Annotated in this window: 10 protein-coding genes; 3 read left to right on the forward strand and 7 right to left on the reverse strand. The window is 72.0% G+C overall.

The window, feature by feature from the left end; translation table 11 throughout:
* Positions 1-41: 41 nt before the first annotated feature.
* Together D6689_17590 and D6689_17595 are read left to right on the forward strand one after the other, a co-directional pair.
* On the forward strand, positions 42-1,343 hold the full coding sequence (locus D6689_17590) for a phosphoenolpyruvate kinase (protein RMH39133.1): 1,302 nt from the start codon (positions 42-44) through the stop codon (positions 1,341-1,343).
* A complete protein-coding gene (locus D6689_17595) occupies positions 1,343-1,915 on the forward strand; it encodes a hypothetical protein (protein ID RMH39134.1) in 573 nt (190 codons plus the stop codon). Before D6689_17590 ends, D6689_17595 begins: the two co-directional genes overlap by 1 nt.
* Before the next feature lie 180 nt (positions 1,916-2,095).
* Here the strand turns inward: D6689_17595 and uraH are convergent, their stop codons facing one another.
* Genes uraH through allB form a run of 4 tightly spaced genes read right to left on the reverse strand, consistent with a single transcriptional unit; the run spans position 2,096 to position 5,176 of the window.
* Positions 2,096-2,428 carry a hydroxyisourate hydrolase gene (gene uraH, locus D6689_17600; protein ID RMH39135.1) on the reverse strand — a complete coding sequence of 111 codons (333 nt, stop codon included), beginning with the start codon at positions 2,426-2,428 and terminating at the stop codon, positions 2,096-2,098.
* Complete coding sequence (gene uraD, locus D6689_17605) at positions 2,425-2,907, reverse strand: 2-oxo-4-hydroxy-4-carboxy-5-ureidoimidazoline decarboxylase (protein ID RMH39143.1); 483 nt, start codon at positions 2,905-2,907, stop codon at positions 2,425-2,427. The genes uraH and uraD overlap by 4 nt, the downstream gene beginning before the upstream one ends.
* Positions 2,886-3,821: an allantoicase gene (gene alc, locus D6689_17610; protein ID RMH39136.1), complete on the reverse strand. Its 936-nt coding sequence runs from the start codon at positions 3,819-3,821 to the stop codon at positions 2,886-2,888. Before alc ends, uraD begins: the two co-directional genes overlap by 22 nt.
* Positions 3,818-5,176, reverse strand: coding sequence for an allantoinase AllB (gene allB, locus D6689_17615; protein RMH39137.1), 1,359 nt, complete (start codon positions 5,174-5,176; stop codon positions 3,818-3,820). Before allB ends, alc begins: the two co-directional genes overlap by 4 nt.
* A gap of 135 nt (positions 5,177-5,311) precedes the next feature.
* Here allB and D6689_17620 point away from each other — a divergent pair, with 135 nt between their 5' ends.
* A complete protein-coding gene (locus D6689_17620; protein RMH39138.1) occupies positions 5,312-6,979 on the forward strand; it encodes a hypothetical protein in 1,668 nt (555 codons plus the stop codon).
* Between the two features lie 75 nt (positions 6,980-7,054).
* Here D6689_17620 and D6689_17625 read toward each other — a convergent pair whose 3' ends face one another.
* From D6689_17625 to D6689_17635, 3 genes are all read right to left on the reverse strand, one after another.
* Entirely contained in the window at positions 7,055-7,618 is a 564-nt protein-coding gene (locus D6689_17625; protein RMH39139.1) for a hypothetical protein, read from the reverse strand.
* The gene (locus D6689_17630; protein ID RMH39140.1) at positions 7,615-10,158 is read right to left on the reverse strand and encodes a carboxypeptidase regulatory-like domain-containing protein; all 2,544 of its coding nucleotides are present in this window, start codon (positions 10,156-10,158) and stop codon (positions 7,615-7,617) included. Before D6689_17630 ends, D6689_17625 begins: the two co-directional genes overlap by 4 nt.
* Before the next feature lie 75 nt (positions 10,159-10,233).
* Positions 10,234-10,605: a hypothetical protein gene (locus tag D6689_17635; GenBank protein ID RMH39141.1), complete on the reverse strand. Its 372-nt coding sequence runs from the start codon at positions 10,603-10,605 to the stop codon at positions 10,234-10,236.
* Positions 10,606-11,056 lie beyond the last annotated feature (451 nt).

Raw genomic sequence — 11,056 nt, forward strand, 5'->3', positions numbered from 1 at the left:
GCGACTGCCGCCGCGCCCGCCCGCGGTGGTATGAACCCGGCATGGTTTCGACGATCCCACACGATGCGTTTGCACGTCTCACGGCCCGGCTGTCCGCCGCGCAGCACGCGCACGGCGCGCACTACCGCGGCGACGCGGGCGCACGACAGCCCGTCCACACGGTCTACGGCGGCGCGCACCTGTTTCGCGCCGACACTGCCGCGAAGCTCGGCCGTCTCGCGCTGCAGGCGCTCGACGCGCACGCACCGGATGCGCCGACGCTGATGGCGGCAATGGGGGTCGAACTCGCTCCCGAGTTGGCCGACACGGTGTACCGGCGGGTGCGCGCGAAGCTGGAGCGCGAGCCGGTCGAGGACTTCCGCATCGACTTCGAAGACGGCTACGGCAACCGGCCCGACGACGAGGAGGACGCGTGCGCGATCGCGGCGGCCGAACAGGTCGCCGCCGGGATGGCCGCCGGCTCGCTGCCGCCATTTTGTGGCATCCGCATCAAACCGCTGTCCGAGGAACTCGGCGCCCGCGGACTGCGCACGCTCGACCTGTTTCTCACCACGCTTGCCGGCGCGACCGGCGGCCGTCTGCCGGCGGGGTTTGCCGTCACGTTACCCAAGATCGTTTCGCCCGCACAGGTTGCGGTGCTCGTCGACGCATTCGAGTTGATCGAGGAACGGCTCGGAATGCAACCCGGTGCGCTGCGCCTCGAGCTCATGATCGAAACCACTCAGGCGATCGTGGGGCCGGACGGCGCGTGCGCCTTGCCTCGGCTGCTGGCCGCCACCCGCGGCCGCTGCGTCGCCGCGCATTTCGGTACCTACGACTACACGGCGAGTTGCAACATCACCGCCGCCCACCAACACATGCGCCACCCCGCGTGCGACTTCGCGCGCCACATGATGCAGGTCGCCTTCGCGGGCACCGGTATCTGGCTGTCCGACGGCGCGACCAACATCATGCCGATCGGCGATCGCGCCAGCGTCCATGCCGCGTGGCGCCTGCACGCCGCCGACATTCGCCACTCGCTCGTGCACGGGTTCTACCAGGGGTGGGATCTGCACCCGGCGCAGTTGCCCACCCGCTACGCCGCAGTGTACGCATTTTTCCTCGAGGCGCTGCCGGCGGCGAGCGAGCGGTTGGCGAACTTCATCGCAAAAGCGGCGCAGGCCACGGTCGTAGGCGACGTGTTCGACGACGCGGCGACCGGCCAGGGGCTGCTGAACTTCTTCTTGCGCGGCGTGAGCTGCGGGGCGATCACCGAGCAGGAGGCGACGGCGACCGGCATTACCCTAGACGAGCTGCGCAGTCGATCGTTCGTCACGATCTTGAACAACCGGCGGGGCGCGTGATGGCGACGCGGGTCCGCGGGGCGGTGGTCGCCACGATCGCGGTGGTGGCCGGCGCCGCAGCCCCGCCGCCAGCGCGCGCCAGCGAACCGGTCGTCGCGTTTGCCGGCGCGTCGGCGGGCGTCGCTGCCGGCGCCGGCGATGTCAGCGACCACGGCGACGTCACGGCGGTGCTGGCGTTTCGCGGCGGTGCAATGTGGACACCGCGCGTCGCCGTGTACGCGGAGGGATGGATGCGCGTGTGCGTCGACGATCGCGCGCTCGGTGCGGGCGTGCGGACGTGGCCGGTCGACGGCATCGGCCTGTGGGTCGGAGGCGGTGTCGGCGTCGCGCGGCGATCGGTGTCCGAGACCGGCGCGTGCTTTCCGGACGCGTTCAAGCGAAGTACCGGTGGATGGGCGACGGCGCAGGTCGGCGTCGAGCTGCTCCGCCGGACGCACTACGCGGTCGACGTGTCGCTACGCCTCAACGCCTCCTACTACCCGGAGGCCTACCGGCGGTTCATCGACGACGAGCCCGCACGCGGCGTGACGACCGGCAGCGCCGCTATCGAGCTGGGCATCAGCCTGTACTGACCGGGCGCAGCGCGCCGACCTCCGCCTCGGCCGTGGCGGTCGATGCACGGCGACGGCGCGCTGACCTCGGCGTCCGTGGCTGCCGCGGTGTCTCTCGCGATCGCGTCGACGGAAATGCGCCACAGCGACCGCGCGATGCGCGCGCCACGCGCACGTCGCGATTCGGCATCGCGCGGCGCGCTAACTGCCGCGGTAGGTCGCGTAGCCGAACGGGCTCAGCAACAGCGGCACGTGGTAGTGAGCGTCGCCGTCGCGAACGTCGATGACGACGTCGACGTACGGGTAGAAGCCGCGCGTTCCGGTGGCTGCGAAGTACGAGCCGGTGTCGAACCGCAGCCGGTACACGCCGGGTTCGATCCCGTCGGTCAACCGCGCGATCCGGCCGTCGGAGTCGGTGGTCGCGCTGCCGCGCGGGACGAATGCGTCGCCGTCGCGCATCTCGAGCGCAACCGGCACCCCGGCTGCCGGCCGGCCGCGCGCAGTGTCCAGGACGTGCGTGCTGATCGTGGTCATCGCGATGCCTCCTTCAGGGCGCGGGCAAGCCGCAACCGCGTGATCTGAAGCTGCTCCGCGGCCGCGATGCGCAGTTCCGTAGCGCGGTCGTTGTCGATCCGCGCGCGGAGCGCCGCGAGCATCTCGCCGGCCGTCTTGCCGGTCGCGCAGATGAGGAACACGAAGCCGAACCGGCGTTCGTACGCGCGGTTGCCCTCGGCAAGCGCGGCGAGCGTGTCGGCGTCCGCGCCGCGCACGCCGGCCTGCTCGCGCGCCGACGCGCCGGACGCGGTGCGGTCGCCGATGCGCGGATGCGCGGCGAACGCCTCGAGCCAGTCGTCCGGGCCGAGTTCGCGCCACACCGCATCGGCCGCCGCGAGCGCCGCATCGGCGTCGGCAAACGGTTGTGCGGCCAACATTCCAGCGACCCAGCGCGACGCCGCGCAGCATTGTCGCAGTGCCGTCTCGGACAGTTCGATCACGTCGCACGCCTCCCGTATAGCCGCAGCCGCGCGACGCCGCCGTCCGGATAAATGTTGAGCCTCGCGCGCACCGCCACCGGTCCCGGCGCGAGCGGCAACTCGTGCAGCCGATCCGGCGACAGCGGCGTACGCGGCAACACCTCGTGCCAGCTTCCCCCCGCGTCCTCGACTTCGAGAGAGCACGCTGCGGGCGCGTTGCCCTTGAAGTGTTGCGTGTCGACCACCGCGCGCACGAGGTGGCCTGGGGCACCGAGCCGGACGATCGCCCAGTCGTGCCCCGGTCCCCGCCGGCGCCGCGTCTCCCAGCCGTCTCCCATGTGGGTCGCGTCGCCGGGCAGGATCAGGTTGTGGCGCGAACCGAAGTGCATGTCGCTGCACGCTTCGACGACACCGCCAAAGGCGATCGACGCCAGATCGCACTCGGCCGGAGCACGCTGCCAGTCTGGCACCACGCGGCCGTGCACGCGCAGGCGCGCAACGCCGCCGTCGGGATAGATGTTGAGTCGCACGTGGGTCACGCGGCCGGCAGCGCCGACGACAAACCGATTGCGAGCGTCCCCGCACAGCGGCGACCGCGGGACGGCTTCGACCCAATCGCCGCCCGCGTCCGCGTCGCGCACGTCGATCGAGCACGCCTCGGGATAGTTGCCGGTGAAGTGCGCCGTGTCGACCACGATGCCTTCGACGACGCCGGGCAATCCGAGGCGCACGACGCACCAATCGTGACCGGGCTGTCGGCGCCGCCGCGTCTCCCAGCCGTCCATCCATTTCCCGCGGTCCGTGTAGCGATCCGGGTCGAACACCGGTGCCGCTGCGCGCACGAGGTTGGCCATCGGCGCGAAGAACTCGTCGTTGCAGTCGACCGCGCGGCCGCCGAGTCGTTCGTTGGCCAGATCGACCGCATCGGTGAAGTCGAAGTCGGATGTGGTCATGACGCCGCCAGCAATTGCCCCGCGGGTTTCCCGCAGTGCCGTCCGTCGCGGTATATCGCGACGCCGCGCAAGTAGGTAGTCCGAACCGCGCCGTGCAGGGTGTCGCCGTCGTACGGCGTAACCGGGTTGCGGTGGTGCAGCCGCGTCGCGTCGACGGTCCACGCGACGTCCGGGTCCCACACCACGAGATCCGCGTCGCACCCCACCGCGATGCGCCCCTTGCGCGCCGACAGCCCCGCGAGCCGGGCCGGCGCGACGGACAGCCACTGCGCGAGCCGCTCGACGCCGAACCCGCGGCGCCGCGCCTCGGTCCACGTCACCGCCAGGCCAAGTTGCAGCGACGCGATCCCGCCCCACGCGTCGGCGAAACTGCCGCTGCCGCGGCGCTTGAGGTCGGGCGTACACGGCGAGTGGTCGGTGACGACCATGTCGAGCACACCCGCGGCCAGCGCCTCCCACAGCCGCTCGCGGTGATGCGCCTCGCGGATCGGCGGCGCGCACTTGAACGCGGTCGCGCCGTCCGGGATCGCCTCGGCACAAAACCGAAGGTAGTGCGGACACGTCTCGGCCGTCACGGCGAGCCCGTCGTCTCTCGCGCGCGACAGCGCGTCCAACGATCCGGCCGACGCGTGATGGACGATGTGCACGGCCGCACCCGTGTCGCGGGCCAGCCGAATCATGAGATCGACGGCGCGATCTTCGGCCTCCGGCGGCCGCGACGCAAGGTAGGTCGCATAGCGGCGCGCGTCGCCGCGCAGCGCCCCCGCTGCCGCGGCGATCGCGTCCGGGTGCTCGGCGTGGACGAGCAGCGGCCGGCCGAGGTCGCGCAGGCGCGCGAGTGCGGGCCGCAGGTCGGCGTCGCCGACGTGCGGAAACTCGTCGACGCCCGACGGCACGAGGAAACACTTGTAGCCGAGCACGCCGCCGCGCGCGAGCGGCTCCAGGTCGTCGAGGTTGCCCGGCACCACGCCGCCCCACAGGCCAACGTCGACCCAGCACTGGCCGGCCGCCGCGGCGCGCTTGCTCGCGAGCGCATCCGCTGTCGTCGTCGGCGGGATGGAATTGAGCGGCATGTCGACGATCGTCGTGACCCCGCCGGCGGCCGCGGCGCGCGTGGCGGCAGCGAATCCTTCCCACGCCGCGCGGCCCGGTTCGTTGACGTGGACGTGCGTATCGACGAGACCGGGTGACACGACCGCGTCGCCGGCGTCGTCGATCGGGCAACCGGCGGGCACGTCTGCGTACCCCGCGATCGCGACGATGCGACCGCCCGCGACGTGAATGGACGCGGGGGCCGGCGCGCCGGTGCCGGCGACGACGCGCGTGGACCGGATGACGAGATCGGGTGCGACCATGCGCTCGCGAGCATAGCGCCGCTTTGCACGAGTTGCGCACGCGCGGCGCCGGCGACCCGCGAGGCGACGGTCGGCGGCCGCGCGTCGTGCCGTTTTGCGGTACGCTGGCGCGGCGCGCACGCGCGCCGTTCCGTCATGGACCCGACACTTCACGAGTGGATCAGCCTGGCGCTACGGTGGATGCACGTGATCGCGGCGATCACGTGGATCGGCCACGCGCTGTTCTTCAACTGGCTCGACGCGATGCTCGAGCGCTCCGACAAAGACGGGGTCGAGGGCGACCTGTGGATGGTCCACAGCGGCGGCTTCTACCTGGTCGAGAAGCTGCCGAAGGTGCCGCCGGCCATGTTGTCGCGCATGCACTGGTTCAAGTTCGAGGCCCTGTTGACGTGGGTATTCGGCTTCGGCCTCCTCGGCGTCGTCTATTACATGGGCGGCGCCGCGCTGACGGTCGATCCCGCGGTGGCCGATCTCAGCGCAGGCGCGGCGACCGCGATCGGCATGGGCACATTGATCGGGGGATGGCTGGTCTACGACCTGTTGTGGATCTCGCCGCTGGCGCAGCGGCCGCGGGCGGCGGCCACCGTGTCGTTCGCGCTGCTGATCGCCGTCGCGTACGGGCTCACCCACGTGTTCAGCGGGAGGGCCGCGTTCCTTCACGTCGGCGCGCTGATGGGCACGATCATGGTCGCCAACGTATGGATGCGGATCATCCCGGCCCAGCGGCAGCTCGTAGCGGCGACGCGCGCCGGCGAGGAGCCGGACCGGACGCTTGCGGCGCGAGCCAAGAATCGTTCCCGGCACAACAACTACATGACCTACCCGGTCGTGTTCGCGATGATCAGCAGTCACTACTTTCACACGTTCGGTGCGCGCAACGCATGGCTCGTATTCGCCGCATTGTTCGTCGCCAGCGCCGGCATTCGCCACCTGATGAACTTGCGCGGCCGGTTCAGCGCGCCGGCCGCCGCCGTCGCCGCGGCCGCCGCCGTCGCGGCGATTGTGCTGACGATGCCGGAGTCCGAGCCAACCGGCCGCGCGGATACGGCTGCCGCGCGCCTCGCCCCCGCCGGCGCGCCCGCTGCACGCTCGGCGGCGCCGTCGCCGGCCACGACCGGCCCGCCCGCCGCACACGACACCGCACCGGCCGCTGCCGGCGCAGTCGGGCGCGGCGCCGGCAGCATCCGCGGTGTCGTCACGTATTCCGGCCCGTTGCCGCCGCCCCGCGAGCTGACCCTCGCGCCCGGCTGCCAGGCGGGCCACGGCGGCCGCGTGTCGCTGCAGACCGTGCGCGCGACCGACGGCAAGCTGGCCGGCGCCGCGGTGTGGCTGGCCGGCACACCGCCCGGCCCGATCCCGCCGCCACCGAATGCGAGTGTCGAAATCGACCAAGCCGGTTGCATGTACACGCCGCGCGTCGCGACGGCGCAGGTCGGACAGCCGATCACGTTCATCAACAGCGATCCGCTGCTGCACAACGTCCATGCGTTCGCGGGCGACGACACCGTGTTCAACCGCGCGATGCCGGCCCGCGGTATGCGCATGGCGCAAACACTGGACGAACCCGGGATTGTCCACGTCAAGTGCGACGTGCACCCGTGGATGAGCGCCTACGTGGTCGTGACGGAACACCCGTGGCACGCCGTCACGGACGACGCCGGGACGTTCGCGCTCACCGGCGTCCCGGCCGGCCGTTACACGCTACGCGTGTGGCACGAAACGCTCGGCGAGCGCACGGCCGAGGTCACGGTCGCCGCCGGACAGACCGCCCATGTCACCGTGGCGTTCGACGCCCCACCGTAGCGCGGTGGGGCGCCACCATCGGGCGGGCTCGCACCGGCGGCGTGCGAGGGTCGCGCTCCTGGGAAGCCCGCCCGCTCAATCGGCCTGCGGCGCGTCCGCGTCGTCGACCGGCGACGTGACCTCGAAGAACACGCCCTCGCCGAACATCATGTAGCCGTATGCGTTTCCGAACGCAGCGCAGGACTGTGCGCGCGCCGCGTCGACCCGGCGCATCTGCTCCTCGGTCGGCCACTTGTTGTGGTCGAGCGTCGCGCGGCAGTTATTGGCCAACTCCCCCTCGCGGTGGAGCGTGAGCGCCGCGTCGCGCATCATCTCGATCCACGGCTCCTTTGCCGCCGGGTTCGCGGCGAGCTGCGGATCGGTCTGGAAATACAGCGTCGCCATCACGTTCCAGAACGCCTTGTCGTCGATACATTCGATCAACCGCCGGTAGTTGGCCTCGCAAAACGCCTGCACGCGGTCGCGCGGCGGCGCCGGGACGACGGGTTGCGGCGCGACGGACACCGGCTCCGGCGCGACCGCGGCGTCGGCCGGGGCCGCCGCGCGTTGGGAAGCGGGCCGATGGCCGTCGGCGTCCCGCCGATCGCACGCCGCCGAACACGCGAACACGAACGCCGTCGCAACGATCCTGATCGTCATGGCTCCTCTCCGCCACCGCCGCGGCGAACCACGACGACGACCTCGGTGACGCGGCCGGGCGCGACCGCGACGGGGTCCGGGTGCGCAAACCAGGTCGGTCGCCCCGCAGCTTCGTTTTCCTCTACCGTGCCGACGCGATACACCCACAACCGGTAGCGGCCCACCGGCAGCGCCGGGAACGAGAACAGGCCGCCGGCCTCCGTTTTCACGACCGCCACCGGCGGCATGTCGTCCGGACTCGCCGCGGCCACGTCGGTCACGGCTACGGCGCGCTGGTCCACGGGCTGGCCCGGATCGACGAGCGCGCCGCTGATGCCGCCCGTGGCCGCCTCGGCCAGCCGCACCTCGACGGTCGTCTGCGCCTCACCGACATCGATCCAATCGGATGCCGCATCGTCCGTCGACGCCTTGACCCGCAGCGGCACGCCGGCTGCGAGCGTCGGCAGCGCGAACCGTCCGTCCGCGTCCGACTCGAGTGTGGACACTCGGCCGCGCACGGCGACCGACACGCGCGCCTTCGCAACCGGTCGACCGTCGGCGTCGACCACGACTCCTGAACGGGCAATGCCGCGACGGACGACGATGTCGCCAAGGTCGACGTCGCGCCCGTCCACCTCGAACGGCTCCTCGATGTACGTATCCTCGATGCCCGGCCCGGTCACGCGCAACCGGTAGCGGCCGTCCGGCACGCGCGCGAGCACGAACCGGCCGTCGGGTGCGACGAACCACTTCGGCGGCGGGAACATCTCCGGGGCATTCTTCAAATGCCCCAGCGCGAGACTCACGCCGAACTCGCGCACCGGCGAACCGCCGCGCAACACGACCCGCCCCCGCACGGCGGTGAGCTTCGGCAGCACGATCGTGGCGTCGTCCCCAGGAAACACCGGCCGCACCTGCGCGGTCCCGTAGGTGGGACTCGTCGACGTCGGCATCGCGCGGCTCGCGATCAATCGATACGCACCGGGCGGCAACGCCGCGATCGAAAAGCGACCGTCGGCGTCGGCCCTGACCGCCCCTTTCGCGCGCAGCATCGCCCACCGCGGCGGCACCTCGCCGGGCGCGAGCGACTCGACGACGTCGGGAGCGTCGTAACCGTCTTCGTCGACGAGATGATCAGGCCGATAGGCGACGGTGGCGTACGGCACCGGGCTGCCGTCCGGCTCCGCGACGGTCCCGGCGATGCGCCCCGCATTCACCAGTGCGACGTGCACCCCGGCGACGACCGGTGTGGAGGTCAGGTCGACGTCCACCAGGTCGCTCGACGCGTCATCGGTCCACGCATACACGGCCACCGGTACCCGGTCGACGCCGGAAAACGCAAACCGACCCGCGTCGTCGGTGCGCGCGCGAAACCGAAAGTTCTGCTCGAACATGGGCTCCAGTTCCATGTCGCGTTGCGTGACGACAACCGTGGCAGCGGCGACCGGCGCTCCATCCGCGTCCACCACGACTCCCTCGATGCGGCCGCCGTCTTCCAGTTGGATGACCACCTCGGGCGGCGGCCGGCCGCGGAGCGCGGTGACTCCGCAGCGTTCACCCATCTGGTAGCCGGGCGCCGTGGCGGTGACGCAGCCGGTCCCCTCGGCCGCGGTGAGCTCGAAGCGGCCCATCGCGTCGGTGGTCACGGCATCCACTCGGCCGGCGCGCAAAAACGGAGACGTGACGCCGTCGGGCAGCGGCACCTGGCGCCGCGGGTCGAACGCGACCAACGCGCCCTGCACCGGCGCGCCGGCGGCGGTGACCACGCGGCCGGCCAGCCGCGCGCCTGGCGCGATCGCGACCCGCGCCCGCCACGTCCGGTTCGGGTGCGCCGCGGCGACGAGGTGCTCGTACGCCGGCACGTACCCGGGCGCGCGGACGCGAACCGCATGGTTCGCGGTCGCCGTGACGCCGCGAAACGTCGCGACCCCGTCGGCGCCGGTCGTCTCCTCGCGCGACACGTCCGCGTCGCCGAACTCCGGGTCGCCCGCCCACAGGCCGACGCTCGCGCCGGCGACGGGCGCCGCCGTGTCGGCGTCGACCACCTCGATCTCGACGCGCGCACCGGGAACGAGCACCAGCACCGCCTCCGGCGCGCCCGGCGCGGCGCGGTGAGCGATCGTCGGCGACACGTCGTCGCCGTCGGTCGCCTCGAGTTGATACGTGCCGGTGAGCAGGCGTTCGAACGCGAACCGCCCGTCGGCGCCGGCGGTGCGAACGCGATCCTCCGGCTGCGGCGCCGCCGCGGCGTAGGGGCGCCCGACCAGGTGCACCGTCGCACCGGGTACCGGCTCGCCGGTGGGACGAATGACGCGTCCGCGGAGTGGCGCGTACGCCGCGGCCGGGATCGCGCGGACCACCGGGCCGCGGCGCCGGGCGGCCGCCCGCGGCACGCGCGGTGCAGCGCCCACCGCGTCGTTGCGGCCGCCGGCCGCCGGGTCGCGCACGCCGGCATCCCCGGCGCTGCGCCACCACAGCGCGAGCGCCGCCGCGAGCGCAATGGCCGCGGCCGCGACCCACCGCCGCGGCGCACCGCGCCGGTTCGCGGGTTCGTCAGGCACAGCGTCAGTATAGAAGCAGCGCGGCGGGCCCGGATGCGAGCCCGCCGCGCCGGAATCGTTGGCGGCCGTGGTGCGCTACCGCAGCCGCTTGCTGAACCAGTCGGTCACGCCGGTCCATCCGGAACGAATCGTGTCGCCGATCGACTGCTTGGCGCGGCCGTACCAGCACGAGCCCCAGTCCACCAGCGCGGGTCCGAGCCTGCTCATCGCCGCGCTGGAGAACATCCCGTATACGCGGGTGTAGTAGTCGTGGGTCACGCACGCCGACGTGTGCCCGCAGCGCCACCACGCGCAGTCGTAGCCGCAATCGCCGTAGCAGCCGGTGCTGAAGGTGTGGTCCTCGCCGGGAGTGGACCCACTGCCGATGGTCTGTGTGGCCAAAGCTGGCCCCGCGGTCATTCCGAGTGCGAGCAACGCGGCGGTGAGTGCGGCAACGATGTGTTTCATGAAGTTCCTCCCCCGTAGTCGGCGCCGTGATTGGCGTGTGCCGCGTTACCGAAAGCACAGAGCATACCGGCCCGTAACTACTCAAAATACGTGTAACGCCACGGGTTCACCGCCCAAAACAGTCCAAAGGCTAGACGTTTAATGCCCAATGATTGCACATCTCGCGTGCTGACGATCGGTCACCGCGATGCCGGACCGCCGTTGGACAGCCACGCGTCGCAGGCCCTCACGGCCAGTTCGTCGGTGGCCCTATGGCCATCGCCGGACGTCACCGGTGCGGCGGCGTGCGGCGGCATCGCTCGCTGCCACGCGTCGGCATCCGGCTCCGGCCGGCGGCTGCGATCTCCGCGAGCGCCGCGCGCCAAAACGCCTCGTCCCGGGCAGGGTGCGCCAGCCGGCGTCCTGCGGCCGGCGCCTCCCGTCGCCGTCGCCACCCGTGCGCAGTCGCCCG

The organism is Deltaproteobacteria bacterium, from assembly GCA_003696105.1.
Classification (GTDB): Bacteria; Myxococcota_A; Polyangia; order Haliangiales; family J016; genus J016.